Genomic DNA, 19,405 nt, shown 5'->3' on the forward strand with positions numbered 1-19,405 from the left:
ACCGCGGCGCCCGCGCCGGCCGCGGCCGTCATGCGCAAATGGCATGAGCCGCTGCCGGGAAGTCATTTCACCCGCCGCCTGCCGCTGCGCAGCATGCGTCATGGTCCGCGGCGGGTATCGGCCGCGGCGTCGGCCTGTGTGTTTTCGGAGAACCGCCCATGTCCAGCCTTCCGCCGCGCCGCTGGCGCCCGCTGCTCGCGCTCGCACTGTGCGTGTTCGCCGGGGCCGCGGCCGCCGCCGAGACGCAACTGCTCAACGTGTCCTACGATCCCACCCGCGAGCTGTACCGGGACTACAACGCCGCCTTCGCCAGGCACTGGGCGCAGCTGCATCCCGGCGAGCAGGTCGCGGTGGAGACCTCGCACGGCGGCTCCGGCAAGCAGGCGCGCGCGGTGATCGACGGGGTCGAGGCGGACGTGGTGACGCTGGCATTGGCTTACGACGTCGATGCGATCGCCGCCAAGAGCAAGCTGATCGATGCGAACTGGGCCACGCGCCTGCCCGACAACAGCGCGCCGTACACCTCGACCATCGTGTTCCTGGTGCGCAAGGGCAATCCGAAAGGGATCAAGGACTGGCCCGATCTGCTGCGCAGTGGCGTGTCGGTGATCACCCCCAATCCCAAGACCTCCGGCGGCGCGCGCTGGAACTACCTGGCTGCCTGGGCCTACGCCGACCACATCTTCAAGGGCGACCGCGAACGCATCCTCAACTACATGCGCGCGCTGTTCCGCAACGTGCCGGTGCTGGATACCGGCGCGCGCGGCGCCACCACCACCTTCGTCCAGCGTGGCATCGGCGACGTGCTGCTGGCCTGGGAGAACGAGGCGTTCCTGGCGCAGCAGGAACTGGGCCAGGACAAGTTCGAGATCGTGGTGCCGAAGCTGTCGATCCTGGCCGAGCCGTCGGTGGCGCTGGTCGACAAGAACGTGGACAAGCACGGCACCCGCGCGGTGGCCGAGGAATACCTGAAGTACCTGTACTCGCCGGAAGGACAGAAGATCGCGGCCAGACACTATTACCGGCCGCGCCATCCCGAGTACGCCGATCGCGCCGATCTGGCGCGGCTGCCGAAGGTGCGCCTGGTCACCATCGATCAGGCGTTCGGGTCCTGGGCCAAGGCGCAGGCCACGCACTTCGACGACGGCGGCCTGTTCGACCAGATCCAGGCGAGCAAGTGACGCGATGGCCGTGACCGCCGCCGCCGTTGCCCGCGCCCCGCGCCAGCGCCGGGTGATGCCGGGGTTGGGGCTGAGTCTGGGCATCACCCTGACCTGGCTGGGACTGGTGGTGCTGATCCCCTTGTTCGCGGTGCTGCTCAAGACCAGCGGACTGGGCTGGGACGGCGTGTGGCGGGTGTGGAGCGAGCCGCGGGTGCTGGCGGCGTTGCGCTTGAGTTTCGGCACCGCGTTGGCCGCGGCCGCGTTCAATGCGGTGATGGGCACCTGGGTGGCCTGGGTGTTCGTGCGCTATCGCTTTCCCGGCAAGCGCCTGTTCGACGCGATGATCGATCTGCCGTTCGCGCTGCCGACCGCGGTGGCCGGCATTGCCCTGACCGCGTTGTACGGCAGCAACGGCTGGATCGGGCGCTGGCTGGAGCAGCCGACGCAGGCGCTGGCCGCCAGCCTGCCGACGCTGGCCTGGTGGTGGCCGCGGCTGGCGCTGCTGCTGGCGCTGGCGGCGACCGGCTACGCGCTGCTGCGGCGTAGCCAGGCGCTGCTGCCGGCACCGCTGCGTGTGCTGCAGCGCCTGCTCGGCACGGTCGCCGTGCTGAGCCTGGCCGCACTGGGCGTCGGCGGCCTGCTGATCGGCTATGTCGGGCTGATGCAGGTCAGCGGGGCGAGCGGGGTCAAGGTCGCTTACGCGCCACTGGGCATCGTCGTGGCGCTGGTGTTCGTGGGGCTGCCGTTCGTGGTGCGGATCGTGCAGCCGGTGCTGGCCGAGGCCGAGCGCGAACTGGAAGAGGCGGCGGCCACGCTCGGTGCCGGGCGCTGGCAGACGGTGCGCCGGGTCGTGCTGCCGACCCTGTGGCCGGCGGTGCTGACCGGATTCGCGCTGGCCTTCGCGCGTGGCGTCGGCGAGTACGGCTCGGTGATCTTCATCGCCGGCAACCTGCCCAATGCCACCGAGATCGCGCCGTTGCTGATCACCATCCGCCTGGAAGAGTTCGACTACGGCGGCGCCAGCGCGATCGCCGCGGCGATGCTGCTGTTGTCGCTGCTGTCGCTGCTGCTGGTGAATGGGGCGCAGGCCTGGTTCGCGCGGCGCGGCAGGGCGGTGGCGTGATGGCGTCGGTCGTGTCCGCGCTGGCCGCGCACGTCCCCGGGCAGGCCGGTGCGGTCGCCGTCGCCGCGCACGTGCGGGCTTCGGTGGTCGACGAGCCGCGCTGGGTGCGGCGGTTGCTGATCGGCGGCGCGCTCGGCTTCCTGCTGGCGTTCCTGCTGCTGCCCTTGCTGCTGGTGTTCACCGAGGCGTTGCGCAGCGGCGTCGGCGTGTTCTGGCGCGCGATCTCCGATCCGGACGCGCTGGCGGCGATCCGCCTGACCCTGCTGGTGGCGGCGATCGTGGTGCCGTTGAACCTGGTGTTCGGCGTGGCCGCGGCCTGGGCGGTCAGCAAGCACCGTTTCCCCGGCAAGCGCCTGCTGGTGAGCCTGATCGACCTGCCTTTCTCGGTGTCGCCGGTGGTCGCCGGCCTGTTGTTCATCCTGATCTTCGGCCGCAACGGCTGGGCCTGGCCGTTGATCGACGAAGGCGTGTGGCTGCACCTGCCGCCGCTGGGCGACGTGTCGCTGCATCTGCCGCGCATCGTGTTCGCACTGCCGGGCATCGTGCTGGCGACCACCTTCGTCACTTTTCCCTTCATCGCCCGCGAGCTGATGCCGCTGATGGAGCAGCAGGGCGACGACGAGGAGCTGGCGGCGCTGAGCCTGGGCGCCAGCGGTTGGCAGACGTTCCTGCGGGTGACCCTGCCGAACATCCGCTGGGGCCTGCTGTACGGCGTGCTGCTGTGCAGTGCGCGGGCGATGGGCGAGTTCGGCGCGGTATCGGTGGTGTCCGGACAGATCCGCGGGCGCACCAACACGCTGCCGCTGCATGTGGAGATCCTCTACAACGAATACGCCTACAGCGCGGCCTTCGCCTGCGCCAGCCTGCTGGCGCTGACCGCGCTGCTGACGCTCGCCGTCAAGTCCTGGCTGCACTGGCGCCACGGCGCGGCGCTGGCCGCCACTCACCGACATTGAGGTTGCAATGAGCATCCGCGTACAGCATCTGGGCAAGCGCTTCGGCGATTTCGCCGCGCTCGACGACGTCAGCCTGGACATCCGCCAGGGAGAACTGCTGGCGCTGCTGGGGCCCTCCGGCTCCGGCAAGACCACGCTGCTGCGGGTGATCGCGGGGCTGGAACATGCCGACCGCGGACGCGTGCTGATCCACGGCGAGGACGCCACCGCGCTGTCGGTGCAGGCGCGCCGGGTCGGCTTCGTGTTCCAGCACTACGCCTTGTTCAAGCACATGAGCGTGTACGAGAACATCGCCTTCGGCCTGCGCGTGCGCCGCGAGACGCGCTGGAGCGAGTCGCGCATCCGCGCGCGGGTGCAGGAACTGCTGGCGCTGGTGCAGTTGCACGATCTGGAGCGACGCTACCCGGCGCAACTGTCCGGCGGCCAGCGCCAGCGTGTGGCGCTGGCCCGCGCGCTGGCGATCGAGCCGCGCGTGCTGTTGCTCGACGAACCGTTCGGCGCGCTCGACGCGCAGGTCCGCCGCGACCTGCGGCGCTGGCTGCGCGAGCTGCACGAACGCACCGGCCTGACCACGGTGTTCGTCACCCACGACCAGGAAGAGGCGCTGGAACTGGCCGACCGCGTGGCCATCCTCAACCGCGGCCGGATCGAGCAGATCGGCAGCCCGGCACAGGTCTACGAGCAGCCGGCTTCGCCGTTCGTCTACGCCTTCGTCGGTGCGGTAAACCGGCTGCCCGCGCGTCTGCACGACGGGGCGGTGCAGGTCGGCGGCCTGGCCTTGCCGGCGCCGTCGACGCCGCTGTCCAGTGGTCCGGTCGAGCTGTACGTGCGGCCGGAAGACCTGGCGCCAGGCAACGAGGGCTGGGCGGCGACGGTGCTGTCGATCCAGCGCAGCGGCCCGCGACTGCGCTTGCGCGCGCAGCTGGCGCACGGCCACGACGAGGTCGAGGTGGAACTGCCGGCGGGCGAGGGGGCACCCAACTACGCGCCAGGCCAGCCATTGCACCTGCGCGCACGCCGTTTCGGGGTCTTCGCCCGGCCCGACTGAGGCGCCATCGCGCCCTGCCGATCGGCGATCGCCCGCGCCTGCGCATTGGTGTGGCCAGCGGCTGCCTGCCCGGTCGCGGCCTGACCGCCAACTCCCGGACGAGGGCCTTCCCTGGCAGGCCGGCTCCCGCTGTCGGCGGCTCGCTGTGTCCGCGCTTGGCGCGAATCGGGGGTTTTGTGTCACGGCGTGGCATGCGCCGCGTGAAAAGTTGTTGCACTGCACGATCAAAGCAGTTAAAAAACCGTAAAGGCGCATCCGCCTCGTCGCTGCACCCCTTCCTCGTCAACCCTAGGAGAATGACCGGTGAACAAGACCACTCTCGCCCTGGCCGTCGCACTGGCCGCTTCGCCGCTCACCGTCCTGGCCCAGGACGAGCCCACCTCGCCGATCACCGGCTCCTATGGCGTGGTCAGCGACTACGTGTTCCGTGGCGTCTCCCAGACCAACAAGGGCCCGGCGTTCCAGGCCGGCCTCACCTACACCTCGCCGTTCGGCCTGTACGTGGGCACCTGGGGCTCCAACGTCGATTTCGGCGCGGGCGATCCGGATTGGGAAGTGGACGGCTTCGTCGGCTACAACGTCGATTTCTCGCCGGACTGGAACTTCGACGTGATGGTCAACCGCTACGGCTATCCGGGCGCCGGCAAGTCGAACTACAACGAACTGATCACCAAGACCAAGTTCCTCAAGACCTACACCCTGACCGTGGCCTACACCGACAACGTGTACAACCTGGACCGGGACAGCTTCTACTACGCGCTGGACGGGAACTGGTCGCTGCCGCAGGGCTTCAGCGTCGGCGCGCACGTCGGCCGCACCACCTACGAAAGCGCGTTGACCGCGTACCAGGACTACACCGACTACAACGTCAGCGTGGGCAAGATGGTCGGCCCGCTGGCGCTGAGCGTGGGCTACTACGACACCGACAACAAGGGCGCGGCGAACTTCACCGAGCGCCTGGCCGGTCACCGCGTGGTGGTCTCGGGCACGATCGCGTTCTGACCGCATCGTCTCGTGAAACGACGAAGGGCGCCGCGAGGCGCCCTTCGTCTTTTTCGGCATCGCATCGCCGCGTAGCCGCGGCGCGCGCATCACCAGCTCAGCACGACCTTGCCGGCCTTGCCTTCTTCCATCAGGTCGAAGCCCTTCTGGAATTCGTCGATGGTCAACTGGTGGGTGAGCACCTTGCCCAGCGGGAAGCCGGACAGCACCAACTGGGTCATCTTGTACCAGGTCTCGTACATCTTGCGGCCGTAGATGCCCTGCACGGTCAGGCCCTTGAAGATGATCTTGTCCCAGTCGCAGCCGGCGCCGCGCGGCATGATGCCGAGCATGGCGATCTTGCCGCCGTGGTACATGCAGTCGAGCATGTCGTTGAAGGCGCGCGGATTGCCGCTCATCTCCAGGCCCACGTCGAAGCCCTCCATGTGCAGGTCGGCCATCACGTCCTTGAGCGAGGTGTTGGCGACGTTGACCACGCGGGTCGCGCCCATGTCCGCGGCCAGCTTCAGGCGGAAGTCGTTGACGTCGGTGACCACCACGTTGCGCGCGCCGATGTGCTTGCAGATGCCCGCGGCGATGATGCCGATCGGGCCGGCGCCGGTGATCAGCACGTCCTCGCCGATCACGTCGAACTCCAGCGCGCAGTGCGCGGCGTTGCCGTAGGGATCGAAGAACGCGGCCAGTTCGGACGGGATCTGGTCGGGGATCGGCCACAGGTTGGAGGCCGGCATCACCATGTACTCGGCGAAGGCGCCGTTGACGTTGACGCCGATGCCGACCGTGTTCGGGCACAGGTGTGGACGCCCGCCGCGGCAGTTGCGGCAGTGGCCGCAGACGATGTGGCCTTCGGCCGAGACGCGCTGGCCGACCTCGTAGCCGGTGACCGCCGAGCCGAGCTGGGCGATGCGGCCGACGAACTCGTGGCCGATGGTCAGGCCGGGCTTGATGGTGCGCTGGCTCCACTCGTCCCAAAGGTAGATGTGCAGGTCGGTGCCGCAGATCGCGGTCTTTTCCAGCTTGATCAGCACCTCGTTGGGGCCGGGCACCGGCACCGGCACCTGTTCCAGCCAGATGCCCTTGGCGGCCTCGCGCTTGACCAGCGCCTTCATTGTTTGCGCCATGTCGGTGCAGATTCGATGGGAAGAGGGCGCGCAGTATAAGCGCCCGGCCGACGCGGCCATGTTGCGGCGCGGTCAGGGTGCCATTGGTCACGGTCCGGCCAGTTGATGACAGCCGTTACACTCTAACGTCTGTCATCAAGGAAGCTATTGGATGCGTTCGAATTCGTTGGCTGTCGCCATCGCCGCCGTGGCCGCCCTGTCCGGCGCCTCCGTCGCCCACGCTGGCGAGGGCATGTGGGTCCCGCAGCAGTTGCCGGACATCGCCGGGCCGCTGCAGCAGGCCGGCCTGAAGCTGTCGCCGCAACAACTGTCCGATCTCACCGGCGACCCGATGGGCGCGGTCGTCTCGCTGGGCGGCTGCACCGCCAGCTTCGTCTCGCCGCAGGGCCTAGTGGTGACCAACCACCACTGCGCCTACGGCGCGATCCAGCTCAACTCCACTCCGCAGAAGAACCTGATCCGCGACGGCTTCAGCGCTGCCAGCCAGGGCGCCGAACTGAGCGCGGGCCCGAACGCGCGCATCTACGTGCTCGACCGCATCACCGACGTCACCGCGCAGGCCAAGGCGGCGATGGCCGCCGCCGGCAACGATGCGCTCAAGCGCACGCAGGCGCTGGAGGATTTCGACAAGGCCCAGGTCGCCGCGTGCGAAGCCGATGCCGGCTACCGCTGCGAGCTGTACAGCTTCTCCGGCGGCAACACCTACCGCCTGTTCCGCACCCTGGAAATCCGCGACGTGCGCCTGGCCTACGCGCCGCCGTCGGGCATCGGCAAGTTCGGCGGCGACGTCGACAACTGGATGTGGCCGCGCCACACCGGCGACTTCTCGTTCTACCGCGCCTACGTCGGCAAGGACGGCAAGCCGGCCGCCTACGCCAAGGACAACGTGCCGTACCAGCCCAAGCACTTCCTCAAGTTCGCCGACCAGCCGCTGGGCGCCGGCGATTTCGTCATGGTCGCCGGCTACCCGGGCCGCACCAACCGCTATGCGCTGGCCTCCGAGTTCGACGCCACCGCGAGCTGGGGCTACCCCACCGCCGCGCGCCAGTACCGCGACCTGATCGCGCTGGTCGAGCAGGCCGGCAAACAGAACCCGGACATCCAGGTGAAGTACGCCGCGACCATGGCCAGCTGGAACAACGTCGCCAAGAATTACGAGGGCCAGCTGGAGGGCTTCAAGCGCATCGACGCGGCGGCCAAGAAGCACGCCGAGGAAGACGCGGTGCTGGCCTGGCTCAAGCGCCAGGGCGGCGAGGGCAAGGCCGCCCTGCAGGCGCATGCGCAACTGCTGGCGCTGGGCGAGCAGGCCAAGGCCACCCGCGATCGCGACCTGGTGCTGCGGCAGATGCGCCGCACCGGCGTGCTCGGCAGTGCGGTGTCCCTGTATCGCCTGTCGATCGAACGCGCCAAGCCGGACGCCGAACGCGAGCCGGGCTACCAGGAGCGCGACCTGCCCGAGATCGAGGGCGCGATGAAGCAGATGGAGCGCCGCTACGTCGCCGCCATGGACAGCCAGTTGCAGCGCTACTGGTTCGACCAGTACCTGAAGCTGCCGAAGGCGCAGCGCCTGCCGGCGCTGGACCAGTGGCTGGCCGGTGCCGACGCGCAGGCCGCCGCCACGCGTCTGGCCGGCACCCAACTGGGCAATACCGAGGCGCGCCTGAAGTGGCTGCATGCCGACCGCGCCGCGTTCGAGGCCAGCGACGACCCGGCGCTGCGCTATGCGGTGGCACTGATGCCGACCCTGCTGCAACTCGAGCAGGACGAGAAGCGGCGTGAGGGCGAGGAACTGCTGGCGCGTCCGCGCTACCTGCAGGCCGTGGCCGACTACAAGAAGAGCCAGGGCGAGTTCGTGTATCCGGACGCCAACTCCTCGCTGCGCATCACCTTCGGCAACGTCAAGGGCTACGTGCCCAAGGACGGCGTGGCCTACACCCCGTTCACCACGCTGGAAGGCGTGGTCGCCAAGGACACCGGCGTGGAGCCGTTCGACTCGCCCAAGGCGCTGCTGGAGGCGGCCAAGGCCAAGCGCTACGGTGGGCTGGAGGACAAGCGGCTGGGTACGGTGCCGGTCAACTTCCTGTCCGACCTGGACATCACCGGCGGCAATTCCGGTTCGCCGGTGATGGACGCGCACGGCAAGCTGGTCGGTCTGGCCTTCGACGGCAACTGGGAGTCGGTGAGCTCGAACTGGGTGTTCGATCCGGCGATGACGCGCATGATTGCGGTCGATTCGCGCTACCTGCACTGGATCATGCAGGAAGTGATGCCGGCGCCGCGGCTGTTGAAGGAGTTGAACCTGGCCAAGTGAGCCGGGTTCCGGCGGGCGGCGGCTACGGCCGCCGTCCGCATGTCCGCCCCGGCACGCCGCGGCGGGCACGCGGGATGCAGCACAGGGTTTCCGGCGACGGAGCGGGTATCATGCCGCTCCGTTTTCGTTTGCGAGACGGCCCCTTCCCCCCAAGGAATCCAGCGCATGCGCATTCTGCTCGCCCGCCATGGCGAAACCCCGTGGAACGCCGAAGGCCGCTACCAGGGCCAGATCGACATCCCGCTGTCGCCGGTCGGCGACGCCCAGGCGCAGGCGCTGGGCGCACGCCTGCGCGACGTGCCGCTGACCCGCGCCGTGGCCTCGCCGCTGGCCCGCGCGCAACGCACCGCGCGCTTCGCCCTGGGCCCTGAGCGCGAGGCGCTGCTGCAGACCGATCCGGACCTGCAGGAGATCGCCCATGGCGAGTGGGAAGGCCTGTTGGCCAGCGAGATCCACGAGAAGGATCCGGCGCGTCTGCGCGCCTGGCGCGAGGAACCGGATACGGTGCTGATGCCGGGTGGCGAGTCGCTGCGGCAGGTGCTGGAGCGTTCCTGGCGCGGCCTGACCCGCGCCGCCGAGGGCCTGGGCGAGCACGACACGCTGCTGGTGGTGGCGCACGATGCGGTCAACCGGGTGATCCTGTGCCGGGTGCTGGGCCTGCCGATCGCGCGGCTGTGGAGTTTCCGCCAGGCGCCGACCACGCTGAACCTGCTGGAAGGGCCGGACGTGGAGCATCTGGAAGTGGTGCGCTTGAACGATTGCGCGCACCACACGCCGTTCTTCGGCGAGGCGAAGCATCGGGCGCTGTAGGCTTCTGCTGATTCGTTGCCAGGATGCGTTGAGTTGATGCAAAGGCAAGATCAAGTGCTTTCGCGCTTGGCGCGCGAGTCACTTTTCTTTGCTTGTGCAAAGAAAAGTAACCAAAAGAAAGCACACCCGGGCGGCACGCCCTCCGCGCTGCGCGCTCCGGGTGCGCAAGCAGACCGGACATTTTTCGGCGGCACATCCATGTGCCGTCGAAAAACGGCGCGCATCCTGCGCGCCGCCCCTGCGGGGTTTTCGTCCGGTCTGCTTGCCGTGCCTCACGGGACCCTGAACAGCCAAAGCCAAAGCAACCGCCACAGCAACAGCAACAGCCAAAACCGGAACCAAAACCAAAGCAGCAGCAAAATGCGTCGCCGCTATGAGTGCGCGTGCTGTTGTCGCATCAGTCGAGTTCAATCGTCTCCATGAACACCCTCCCCGAATGGCTCGCCTACATCGAGCGCCAACACCCCCAGGACATCGCCATGGGCCTGGAACGGGTGCGCTCCGTGGCCGCACGCATGCACCTGACCAAGCCGGCCAAGCACGTCATCACCGTCGGCGGGACCAACGGCAAAGGCTCGACCGTCGCCTTCGTCGAGGCCATCGCGCGTGCCGCCGGCTGGCGCGTGGGCAGCTACACCTCGCCGCACCTGCTGCGCTACAACGAGCGCGTGCGCATCGACGGCGACGAGGCCAGCGATGCCGAGCTGGTGACCGCCTTCGCGGCAGTGGAGGCCGCGCGCGGCGACACCGCGCTGACGTATTTCGAATACGGCACCTTGGCGGCGCTGTGGCTCTTCCAGCAGGCCAAGCTGGAACTGGCGGTGCTGGAAGTCGGCCTCGGCGGCCGCCTGGATGCGGTGAACCTGGTCGATGCCGATGTGGCGGTCATCACCACCGTGGACATCGATCACACCGACTGGCTCGGCACCGACCGCGAGGCGATCGGTGCGGAGAAGGCCGGCATCGCGCGGCCGTGGAAACCGCTGGTGCTCGGCGAGATCGATCCGCCCTCCAGTGTGCTGCGCCGCGCCTATGCGATCGGCGCCAATGCGCTGCGCGCCGGCAGCGACTTCTTCCACGAGCCGATCGACGCCGACCGCTGGCGCTGGCGCGACGTCGGCACCGAACTGCAGTTGCCGTTGCCGCAGCTGCGCGCGCCGGTGCAGCGCGCCAACGCCGCCACCGCCATCGCCGCCCTGCGTGCGCTGCGTCGCTCGCTGCCACGCAACGCCTACGCCGAGGGCATCGCCGCCGCACGCCTGCGCGGGCGCCTGCAGCCGTGCGTGCGCGACGGGGTGGAGGTGCTGGTCGACGTCGGCCATAACCCGCAGGCGGCCCGCGAACTGGCCACCGCGCTGCAGGCGCAGCCGGTCGCCGGCCGCACCTGCGCGGTGTTCGCGGCGCTGGCCGACAAGGACGCCGCCGGCGTGGTGGAGGCACTGGCTGCGCAGGTCGATGCCTGGCACCTGGCCGGCCTGGCCGGCAACCGCGGCCAGAGCGCTGCGCAGTTGCGCGCGCGGTTGGCGGGGACCGCCGCCGCCGAGGCCGGCGGCGCCGAGAGCGTGGCGCAGGCGCTGCAATCGGCGTTGGCGCAGGCGCAGCCGGGCGACCGGGTGCTGGTGTTCGGTTCGTTCCATACCGCCGCCGAGGCCTTGCACTGGCTGCATTCAGCCGGCTGATCCCGCCTCCGCGCGGGCCCACCTTATAATCGGCACGGCACTCCGCCACGCCGCCCCCTCAGCCTTTCCGTGGATACCGTCCTGAAACAGCGATTGATTGGCGCCCTTGTCCTGGTAGCGCTCGCCGTGATCTTCCTGCCGATGCTGGTGAAGGGGCCTGCGCCCGACAGCGGCGTGGCCAATGTGCCGCTGAAGGCGCCCGACGCGCCGGCCGACGGCCAGTTCGAGACCCGCGAGCTACCGCTGGTGACCCCGGGCGACGCACCCAGTGGCGGGGCGGTGGGCATGGCCAAGGCGCCGGGCGCCGCCGCTGCGCCAGCCGCCGCGCCGGCGCCGGTCAAGGACAACCCCGATGCCGCCGACCTGGCCGATCCGGCCGCGGGCAGCGCCGCGCAACCGTTGCCGCCGAGCACGGCCGCCGGCAACTACGCGGTGAATTTCGGCGCCTACGCCACCGCCGCCGATGCCGATGCGGTGATCGCGCGGCTCAAGCAGGCGCAACTGCCGGGCTTCCGCGAGCAGGCCACGATCGGCGGGCGCCAGGCCTGGCGGGTGCGGATCGGACCGTATGCCGATCGCGCCCAGGCCGAATCCGTGCGCCTGCAGGCGGTCAAGGTCCGCAACGACGTCAACGCCCAGGTGGTGACCCTGGATGCGGCGCCGAGCAACGCCACCCCGGCCAGCGCTACGCCGGCCGCCGCCAGCAACGTCGCCGCCGTCGCGCCCGCCGCCCCGGCCAGGACCGAGGCGCTGCCGCCGGAGCCGGCCAAGCCGGTCGCCACCACCAAGCCGGCGACGCCGCCGGCGCCCAAGCCGGAGCCGGCCAAGCCGGCTGCGACCAAGCCCGAACCCGCCAAGCCCGTGGCCACCCCGGCCACCACGGCGGCCGCCAAGCCGGCGCCGAGCGTGCCCGCCGCGCCTGCCGCTTCCGGCACCGGCTTCGCCGTGCAGTTGGGCGCCTTCGGCAAGGCCGAGGACGCCAATGCCCTGCGCGACAAGGTGCGCGCGGCCGGCTTCAGCGCCTTCGTCGAACAGGTGCGTACCGACAAGGGCGCGCTGAACCGGGTGCGGGTCGGCCCGGTCGCCAACCGCGCCGATGCCGAGCAGTTGCGCGCCCAGGTCGCGGCCAAGGTCGGCATCAGCGGTATGGTACGTCCACATCCTTGATCGGGCTTCGGCCCATGGAGTAGCACGATGGTCCAGGGAAGGCAGGCGCGACGCGCGATCGGCGCGATGCAGCGGCTCGGCCGCGGGAGGCGCGCATGATCGACATGGTGCTGTTGACGGTGATCCTGGTCTCGGCCCTGCTTGGGGCCCTGCGCGGGTTCGTCGGCATCGTGGTCGGCACGCTGTCCTGGTTCCTGGCCGGCTGGGCCACGTTCCAGTTCGGCGGCAATGCCGGGCAGTGGCTGGCCAACGGGTCCCGGCCGAGCATGAGCTACTACCTGGGCGGCTACGCGCTGACCTTCGTGACGGTGATGGCGGTGGTCGGCATCACCGGCATGGTGATCCGCACCGCGGTGCGCTCGACCGCGCTGTCGGGCACCGACCGCGCGCTCGGCTTCGGCCTGGGTGCGGCGCGCGGCGGCTTCTTCGCCGCGGTGCTGGCGTTCCTGATGAGCTTCACTCCGCTGACCCGCGAGCCGGACTGGCAGCATTCCATGGTGCTGCCGGTGCTCAAGCCGGGCGTGGGCTGGATGCGCGCGCAGATACCGGACTGGCACATGCCGCAGATGCCGCAGATGAACCTGTCGCAGATGCCGCAACTGAACGTGTCGCAGATGAATTTGGGCAACTTGCCCGCGGCAGGCGATAATGCCGCGCTGGGCAACGCCCTGCAGGCCAGTGGGCTGCAGGAGATGATGTCCAAGGCCCTGGGACGTCCCGGGGTGCGGTCCGCGCAGCCCGGGGGCGATCCGTCGCAACTGATGCCCGCGAACATCGATCCGGCGCAGGCGCGTCCGGCGCAATTCGACCCGGCACGGGTCGAACCCAACGGCCAGGCACGGCCACCTTCCCAATAGCGGCATCCCCGCCGCGGAGAGCGTTGACATGTGTGGCATCGTCGGAATCGTCGGCAACCAGAACGTGGCCGGGCAACTCTATGACGGCCTGGCCGTGCTGCAGCACCGCGGCCAGGACGCGGCGGGCATCGCCACCGCCGACGGCACCCGCCTGCGCGTGCAGAAGGCCAACGGGCTGGTCCGCGACGTCTTCGACGAGAAGCGCATGGCGGTGCTGGAAGGCCGCGTCGGCATCGCCCATTGCCGCTATCCGACCGCCGGCTCGGAAGGCATGGACGAGGCGCAGCCGTTCTACGTGAATTCGCCGTACGGCATCGCGCTGGCCCACAACGGCAACCTGGTCAATACCGAAGCCCTGCGCCAGCAGGTGTTCGAGGCCGACCGCCGCAACATCAACACCGATTCGGACAGCGAAGTGCTGCTCAACGTGTTCGCCTACGAGCTCGACGCGCAGCGCATGCTGACCCCGGAGGCGGCGATCCGCGCCGTGGCCGGCGTGCACCGCCGCTGCAAGGGCGGCTACGCGGTGGTCAGCGTGGTGCTGGGACTGGGCCTGGTCGCGTTCCGCGACCCGCACGGCATCCGTCCGCTGGTGCTGGGCAAGCGCGAGAGCGTGGAGGGCGACGAGTACATCGTCGCTTCCGAGTCCTCGGCGCTGGACATCCTCGGCTTCACCCGCGTGCGCGACGTGCGCCCCGGCGAAGCGCTGGTGATCACCGGCCGTGGTGAGCTGTTCTCCGAGGTCTGCGCCTCGCCCACCGACCACACTCCGTGCATCTTCGAGTACGTGTACTTCGCGCGGCCGGACTCGATGATCGACAACGTCTCGGTGCACAAGGCGCGCATGCGCATGGGCATGAAGCTGGGCGAGAAGATCCTGCGCCTGCGCCCGGACCACGACATCGACACCATCATTCCGATCCCGGACACCTCGCGCGACGCCGCGCTGGAGATATCCAACGTGCTCGGGGTGAAGTACCGCGAGGGCTTCGTCAAGAACCGCTACATCGGCCGCACCTTCATCATGCCGGGGCAGGGCGAGCGGGTGAAGTCGGTGCGCCGCAAGCTCAATCCGATCCATCTGGAATTCCGCAACCGCGTGGTGCTGCTGGTCGACGACTCGATCGTGCGCGGCACCACCAGCCGGCAGATCGTGCAGATGGCGCGCGACGCCGGCGCGCGCAAGGTGTACCTGGCCAGCGCCGCGCCGCCGGTGCGCTATCCCAACATCTACGGCATCGACATGCCGGCCGCCGACGAACTGGTCGCGCACGGCCGCAGCGAGCAGGAGATCCAGGAATTCCTCGGCTGCGACTGGCTGATCTACCAGGACCTGGAAGACCTGGAGACCGCGGTGCGCGAGGGCAACCCGGAACTGAAGGCGTTCGACTCCTCGTGCTTCAACGGCCAGTACACCACCGGCATCGAACCGGGCTATTTCGAGCGGATCATGCAGCTGCGCTCGGACGAGGCCAAGCGCAAGCGCCGTGCCTGAGTCCCGCCGCCGCCGCGCCCGGGCGCGGCGCATGCTCGCGCTGGCGGGTCTGGCGGCGCTGTGCGGCGGCTGCACTGCTGACGACGCCACGCGGCCGGTGCAGGCGCTGGACGATCCGCGCCTGCGCGACGGCAGCGTGCCGAGTGCGCAGTTGACCATGCTGCAGTTGTACATGGCCCCGGACCAACTGGCGGTGCTGCAGCCGGACTACCGCGCACCGTTGGCGATCGCCGGCGCGCAGCGCATCGGCGAGGACCTGCTGCTGCTGCGCCTGCGTGCGCAGGGCTCCTCCGACGACGTGCGCGCCGATGCGCCGCAGTGGGGATATGCCGTCGATTGCCGCGACGGCACGTCGCGCCTGCTTGCCGCCGGCATCGGCGTCGACGCCGGCTGGCCGTCGAGCGCACCGCTGGCGAGCATCCCCGAACCGCCCGCGGCCGACCGCCGCAGCGCCTTCGCCCTGGCCTGCGCGCATCGCGTGGACTGCGTGTTCAAGGTGCCCGGCAACCGCTGCGAGCAGGCCCAGCGCACCTGGCTGGAACGGCGCCAGGCGGCAGCGCATCCGCCGGTGGCGCCGTGAACGGCGACCTGTACCAGGCCGCGCGCGCCTGCCTGGACGCCGCCGACCCCGACGAGAAGGTGGCGCTGACCCAGCGCCATGCCGCGGCCTGGCGCGACGGCGCGCTCGCGGTGCCGGCCGCGGCGCCGGCGCCCGAGCCGATCCGCATGCCGGGGCGGCCACCGCGACCGCTGCTGGTGCATCCGCGCGAGCTGCCGCGGCGCGGCCTCGGCAGTGCCGATGGCCGTGCGGCGTTCATCCACGCCATCGCCCACATCGAACTCAACGCCATCGACCTGGCCTGGGACGCGGTCTACCGCTTCCGCGGCCTGCCGCCGGCGTTCTACGCCGACTGGGTGGCGGTGGCGGACGACGAATCGCGCCATTTCGTGCTGCTGCGCGACCGCCTGCGCGCGCTGGGCCATGCCTACGGCGATTTCGCCGCGCACAACGGCCTGTGGGAGATGTGCGAGAAGACCGCCCACGACGGCCTGGCGCGGATGGCGCTGGTGCCGCGCGTGCTGGAGGCGCGCGGCCTAGACGTGACCCCGGGCATGATCGCCAAGCTGCGCGCGCTCGGCGACGACGCCACCGCCGACATCCTGGACATCATCCTGCGCGAGGAAGTGGCGCACGTGGCCGCCGGCTCGCGCTGGTACCGCTGGTACTGCGCGCAGGCCGGGATCGAACCGCGCGCCCGCTTCGCGGCGCTGCTGCGCGAGTACGCCGGCGGCTACCTGCACGGCCCGTTCAACCTGCAGGCGCGCCTGCTGGCCGGGTTCGACGAGGACGAATTGCTGGCGCTGCAGCAGCAGGCCGGCTGAGGCGGCGTCCTCCCGCGGCATGGCGCCCGGGTCGCGTCAACGCGCAGGCGGCGGCATGAACGCCCTTGCGTGCGTTCTGTGACGCCTATCTCCGAGCGGAGACCCCGCTGCATTTGTTGCTTGCGCTGAACGGTGGCTGAGCGGCTAATCGAACTCCCCCGCGCGGCCTCCCCCGTCTCCGGCCGCGCGCGGGGCGACGTTCGTCCCTACTCACCACCCAGGAGTCCGACATGAAGTCGATGTGCAGCCTTACCGCGATGCTTGCCCTGTGTGTCGCCGGTTCCGCCTCCGCAGCCGGAACGCCCCTGTTCCAGAGCAGCCAGTACGTCTCCAAGTCCATCGCCGGCGAGCCGGCGCTGAGCCGCCTGCTGGCCAATCCCGCCACCGGCGCGGTGCAGCGGGTCGGCGTGAACGCCACCGCGGTCACCGCCGGACAGAAGCAACTTGAGCTGGACCTGCTGGGCCAGCGCATCACCGCCACGCAGTTGAAGACCGAGCAATTGGAAGGCGGCAACAGCATCTGGTACGGCAATCTCGGCAATGCCGCGGTGGCGCGGACCCGTGCGCTGTCCGGCCTGGATCCGCTGAACTCGGCGATCCTGGTGCGCAGCGGCGACACCATCACCGGCAGCATCCGCAGCAACGGCACGCTGTTCCACCTGCGTCCGATCGCCGGTGGCGGCCATGTGCTGGTGGAGGTCGACGAACGGCGCATGCCGGCCGAGCATCCGGCCGACTACGCGCTGCTGCCGACCGTGCAGATGCCGCAGTCGGTGATCGACGAACGCGTGACCGCCGCCGGCGCCTCGTCGGGCTCGCCCGCGACCATCCGCGTGCTGGTGGTGGCGACCAACAAGGCGGTGACCAGCTACGGCGGCAACATGCAGTCGCTGGTGCAGTTGGCGGTGGCCGAGTCCAACCAGGGCTACACCAACAGCAACGTCGGCATCACCATGCAGCTGGCCGGCTACGAGACCACCAACTACACCGAGTCCGGCGACTTCAACACCGACCTGACCCGCTTCCGCGGCACCAGCGACGGCTACATGGACAGCATCCATACCTCGCGCAACAGCACCGCGGCCGACGTCGGCGTGCTGATCATCGACAACTCCGCCTATTGCGGCCTCGCCTCGGGCATCGGCTCCACCGCCGCCACCGCGTTCGCGGCGGTGTACTGGGATTGCGCCACCGGCTACTACAGCTTCGCCCACGAGATCGGCCACCTGCAGAGCGCGCGCCACGACGTGGCCACCGACTCCAGCACCTCGCCGTACGCCTATGGCCACGGCTATCGCTACGGCAACAGCTGGCGCACGATCATGGCCTACAACTGCACCAGCAGCTGCCCGCGGCTGAACTACTGGTCCAACCCGAACGTGTCCTACAACGGCGTGCCGATGGGCAATGCCAGCACCGCCGACAACCAGCGCGTGCTGGTCAACACCAAGGCGACGGTGGCCGGGTTCCGTTAAGCCGGCACGCGCGTGGCGCAGGCCGCGTGCCTGCGCTACGCGCGGCGAAGACGGCCGGAGCGGGCGCGGCGGCGCCCGCTTCGACTATGCTGGGAAGCGGTACCGGCGCGGCCGGTGCCGACCGACTTCCTGGGATCGACGATGTTCAAGCGCATGCGACTGCCGGCCGCGCTGCTGCTGGCGATGCTGAGCGCGGGCTGCGGCCCCGCTCCCGACCGGCAGACCGAGACCCCGTCGCCGGCCGCCAAGACCGACGCGCCGCGGGCGACCCCGCCGGCCGCACCGGCCGCACCGGCCGCACCGGCCGACACCTTCGACGGAAACCGCGCGATGGACGTGTTGCAGGCGCGCCTGTCGGCCGATCATGCCTATCCCGATCTGCAGTGCCTGGGCTACGTTGTCGAGGACGGCGAGGACGCCGCCTCCCCGGCAGCGTCTGCAGCGGCCGCACCCGAGGCCGCCGCGCCGGCGGCGATCGAGATCGCCGTACGCGAGAAGCACGGCAACGGCTGCCCGGGCGACCCGCAGACCGAGCCGGTCCGCGACCGCTTCCGTGTCGAGCGCTCCGGTTCGATCCAGTGGTACGACGTGGTCGACGGCGACTTCGTCGAATACGCGCAATGGCGGCAGCAGCAAGCCGGTGGCGGCTTGCCCTGACAGGCGGATTTTCGCACCGCGCCGCGCGCGTGGTCGCGGCGCTGCGCGGCCAGGAAAACTGGGGTGGAGGACGGTGGCCCGGATGTGGGCGGTGTCGACGTCGCGGCCCGGATCGTCAGGCCTGATTGCGGACTGCCATGAGGTGGGCGGAGACGACCCGGTGCGCTGGGATGCCGTCATCGGCGGCCCTGCGGAATCCGGGGCGGAAGCGCTATTCGGCGCCGTCCTGCAGCCGCGCCGCGGTCGCAGGGAAATGCGTTGCCGCGAAGTGCCGGGTGCGCATCGCCGGGCTGCCCGCGGCCGCGCCGGACGCTGGCGCTAGAGCTGTTGCAGTTGGCAGCCCTGCGCGTCCACGCGCAGCACCGAACCCTGTTCGTACCAGTCGCCGAGTACGATGCGGGTGCAGGCGCGGCCGTCCACGTCCAGCGCATGCACCGCCGGCCGGTGGGTGTGGCCATGGATCATCCGCGCCACGCCGTAGCGGGCGAAGGTGGCGGCGACTTCGGCCGGGGCCACGTCGGTGACGGTTTCGAACTGCGCGCTGTCGTCCTGTTTCAACTCGGCCTGGCGCGCCTGGCTGGCGGCGCGCGCCTGTTGCGCGTAGGCGATGCGCGCGGCCAGCGGCTGCGCCAGGAACTGCTGCTGGAAGGCCGGGTCGCGGGTCTGCGCGCGGAACGCCTGGTAGGCGGTGTCGTCGGTGCACAGCAGGTCGCCGTGCAGCAGCAGGGTCGGCTCGCCGTGCAGATCGATCACGCAGGGATCGGGCAGCAGGCGCAGGCCGGCACGCCGCGCGTAGTCGGCGCCGAGCAGGAAGTCGCGGTTGCCGTGCATGAAGAACACCGGCACCCCGGCCTCGTGCAGCGCGTGCAGCTCCACCGCCACCGCATCGGCCGCCTCGGACGGCGTGTCGTCGCCGATCCAGGCCTCGAACAGGTCGCCGAGGATGTACAACGCCTCGGCCTGCCGCGCCTGCCCGCGCAGGAAGTCGAGAAACAGCGCGGTGATCGCCGGCCGTGCCGGGTCCAGATGCAGGTCGGAGATGAACAGCGTGGTCATTCGGCCATTGTAAGGCCGGGAGTGGGGAATCGGGATTGGGGAATGGTGAGTGTTCGCGAGCGCAGGCGTTGCTACGCTTTCGAAGGGCCGGGATTGGGATTC

17 protein-coding genes are annotated in these 19,405 nt (G+C 70.0%); 15 read left to right on the plus strand and 2 right to left on the minus strand.

The window, feature by feature from the left end:
- The first annotated feature begins 158 nt into the window (after nt 1-158).
- From SLW52_RS02520 to SLW52_RS02540, 5 genes are all read left to right on the plus strand, one after another.
- Entirely contained in the window at nt 159-1,181 is a 1,023-nt protein-coding gene (locus tag SLW52_RS02520) for a sulfate ABC transporter substrate-binding protein (protein ID WP_017917609.1), read from the plus strand.
- A gap of 4 nt (nt 1,182-1,185) precedes the next feature.
- Nucleotides 1,186-2,286, plus strand: a complete 1,101-nt coding sequence (locus SLW52_RS02525) for an ABC transporter permease subunit (protein WP_043092975.1) — start codon at nt 1,186-1,188, stop codon at nt 2,284-2,286.
- Nucleotides 2,286-3,242: a sulfate ABC transporter permease subunit CysW gene (cysW, locus tag SLW52_RS02530; RefSeq protein ID WP_295937898.1), complete on the plus strand. Its 957-nt coding sequence runs from the start codon at nt 2,286-2,288 to the stop codon at nt 3,240-3,242. The genes SLW52_RS02525 and cysW overlap by 1 nt, the downstream gene beginning before the upstream one ends.
- 7 nt (nt 3,243-3,249) lie before the next feature.
- Nucleotides 3,250-4,290: a sulfate/molybdate ABC transporter ATP-binding protein gene (locus SLW52_RS02535; RefSeq protein ID WP_320739492.1), complete on the plus strand. Its 1,041-nt coding sequence runs from the start codon at nt 3,250-3,252 to the stop codon at nt 4,288-4,290.
- 303 nt (nt 4,291-4,593) lie between these two features.
- Nucleotides 4,594-5,292 carry a TorF family putative porin gene (locus SLW52_RS02540; RefSeq protein ID WP_017910766.1) on the plus strand — a complete coding sequence of 233 codons (699 nt, stop codon included), beginning with the start codon at nt 4,594-4,596 and terminating at the stop codon, nt 5,290-5,292.
- Between the two features lie 89 nt (nt 5,293-5,381).
- Here the strand turns inward: SLW52_RS02540 and tdh are convergent, their stop codons facing one another.
- Nucleotides 5,382-6,413 carry an L-threonine 3-dehydrogenase gene (tdh, locus tag SLW52_RS02545; RefSeq protein WP_026144006.1) on the minus strand — a complete coding sequence of 344 codons (1,032 nt, stop codon included), beginning with the start codon at nt 6,411-6,413 and terminating at the stop codon, nt 5,382-5,384.
- Nucleotides 6,414-6,564: 151 nt separating this feature from the next.
- On the opposite strand from tdh, the gene SLW52_RS02550 reads away from it, so the two are divergent.
- The 10 genes from SLW52_RS02550 (at nt 6,565) to SLW52_RS02595 (ending at nt 18,247) form a co-directional block, all read left to right on the plus strand.
- Nucleotides 6,565-8,724: a S46 family peptidase gene (locus tag SLW52_RS02550; protein WP_295943124.1), complete on the plus strand. Its 2,160-nt coding sequence runs from the start codon at nt 6,565-6,567 to the stop codon at nt 8,722-8,724.
- A 165-nt stretch (nt 8,725-8,889) separates the two neighbouring features.
- Nucleotides 8,890-9,534 (plus strand): histidine phosphatase family protein, encoded by a 645-nt coding sequence (locus tag SLW52_RS02555; RefSeq protein WP_152244626.1) that lies wholly within the window; start codon nt 8,890-8,892, stop codon nt 9,532-9,534.
- A gap of 410 nt (nt 9,535-9,944) precedes the next feature.
- Nucleotides 9,945-11,213, plus strand: a complete 1,269-nt coding sequence (gene folC, locus SLW52_RS02560; protein WP_320739729.1) for a bifunctional tetrahydrofolate synthase/dihydrofolate synthase — start codon at nt 9,945-9,947, stop codon at nt 11,211-11,213.
- Nucleotides 11,214-11,282: 69 nt separating this feature from the next.
- Nucleotides 11,283-12,380, plus strand: a complete 1,098-nt coding sequence (locus SLW52_RS02565; protein ID WP_152180702.1) for an SPOR domain-containing protein — start codon at nt 11,283-11,285, stop codon at nt 12,378-12,380.
- Nucleotides 12,381-12,475: 95 nt separating this feature from the next.
- On the plus strand, nt 12,476-13,237 hold the full coding sequence (locus SLW52_RS02570; protein WP_017908612.1) for a CvpA family protein: 762 nt from the start codon (nt 12,476-12,478) through the stop codon (nt 13,235-13,237).
- 28 nt (nt 13,238-13,265) lie between these two features.
- Nucleotides 13,266-14,732: an amidophosphoribosyltransferase gene (gene purF / locus SLW52_RS02575; RefSeq protein ID WP_017913998.1), complete on the plus strand. Its 1,467-nt coding sequence runs from the start codon at nt 13,266-13,268 to the stop codon at nt 14,730-14,732.
- 31 nt (nt 14,733-14,763) lie between these two features.
- Nucleotides 14,764-15,312 (plus strand): hypothetical protein, encoded by a 549-nt coding sequence (locus SLW52_RS02580; protein WP_267121279.1) that lies wholly within the window; start codon nt 14,764-14,766, stop codon nt 15,310-15,312.
- Nucleotides 15,264-16,115 (plus strand): ferritin-like domain-containing protein, encoded by an 852-nt coding sequence (locus SLW52_RS02585; protein WP_193312603.1) that lies wholly within the window; start codon nt 15,264-15,266, stop codon nt 16,113-16,115. The genes SLW52_RS02580 and SLW52_RS02585 overlap by 49 nt, the downstream gene beginning before the upstream one ends.
- A gap of 230 nt (nt 16,116-16,345) precedes the next feature.
- A complete protein-coding gene (locus tag SLW52_RS02590) occupies nt 16,346-17,590 on the plus strand; it encodes a zinc-dependent metalloprotease (RefSeq protein WP_267084685.1) in 1,245 nt (414 codons plus the stop codon).
- Nucleotides 17,591-17,731: 141 nt separating this feature from the next.
- Nucleotides 17,732-18,247, plus strand: a complete 516-nt coding sequence (locus tag SLW52_RS02595; protein ID WP_320739491.1) for a hypothetical protein — start codon at nt 17,732-17,734, stop codon at nt 18,245-18,247.
- A gap of 318 nt (nt 18,248-18,565) precedes the next feature.
- On the opposite strand, the gene lpxH is transcribed toward SLW52_RS02595, so the two are convergent.
- Nucleotides 18,566-19,303, minus strand: a complete 738-nt coding sequence (gene lpxH, locus SLW52_RS02600) for a UDP-2,3-diacylglucosamine diphosphatase (RefSeq protein ID WP_267106109.1) — start codon at nt 19,301-19,303, stop codon at nt 18,566-18,568.
- Between the last annotated feature and the right edge of the window lie 102 nt (nt 19,304-19,405).

This window comes from Xanthomonas sp. LF02-5, from assembly GCF_034105325.1.
In the GTDB taxonomy this organism is placed as follows: domain Bacteria; phylum Pseudomonadota; class Gammaproteobacteria; order Xanthomonadales; family Xanthomonadaceae; genus Xanthomonas_A; species Xanthomonas_A sontii.

Coding starts and splice junctions, on each gene's coding strand:
- cysW (WP_295937898.1), top strand. CDS start 2,286: ATGGCGTCGGTCGTGTCCGCGCTGGCCGCGCACGTCCCCGGGCAGGCC.
- SLW52_RS02550 (WP_295943124.1), top strand. CDS start 6,565: ATGCGTTCGAATTCGTTGGCTGTCGCCATCGCCGCCGTGGCCGCCCTG.
- SLW52_RS02580 (WP_267121279.1), top strand. CDS start 14,764: ATGCTCGCGCTGGCGGGTCTGGCGGCGCTGTGCGGCGGCTGCACTGCT.
- SLW52_RS02520 (WP_017917609.1), top strand. CDS start 159: ATGTCCAGCCTTCCGCCGCGCCGCTGGCGCCCGCTGCTCGCGCTCGCA.
- SLW52_RS02595 (WP_320739491.1), top strand. CDS start 17,732: ATGTTCAAGCGCATGCGACTGCCGGCCGCGCTGCTGCTGGCGATGCTG.
- SLW52_RS02570 (WP_017908612.1), top strand. CDS start 12,476: ATGATCGACATGGTGCTGTTGACGGTGATCCTGGTCTCGGCCCTGCTT.
- lpxH (WP_267106109.1), bottom strand. CDS start 19,303: ATGACCACGCTGTTCATCTCCGACCTGCATCTGGACCCGGCACGGCCG.
- SLW52_RS02535 (WP_320739492.1), top strand. CDS start 3,250: ATGAGCATCCGCGTACAGCATCTGGGCAAGCGCTTCGGCGATTTCGCC.
- SLW52_RS02525 (WP_043092975.1), top strand. CDS start 1,186: ATGGCCGTGACCGCCGCCGCCGTTGCCCGCGCCCCGCGCCAGCGCCGG.
- SLW52_RS02590 (WP_267084685.1), top strand. CDS start 16,346: ATGAAGTCGATGTGCAGCCTTACCGCGATGCTTGCCCTGTGTGTCGCC.
- tdh (WP_026144006.1), bottom strand. CDS start 6,413: ATGGCGCAAACAATGAAGGCGCTGGTCAAGCGCGAGGCCGCCAAGGGC.
- SLW52_RS02555 (WP_152244626.1), top strand. CDS start 8,890: ATGCGCATTCTGCTCGCCCGCCATGGCGAAACCCCGTGGAACGCCGAA.
- purF (WP_017913998.1), top strand. CDS start 13,266: ATGTGTGGCATCGTCGGAATCGTCGGCAACCAGAACGTGGCCGGGCAA.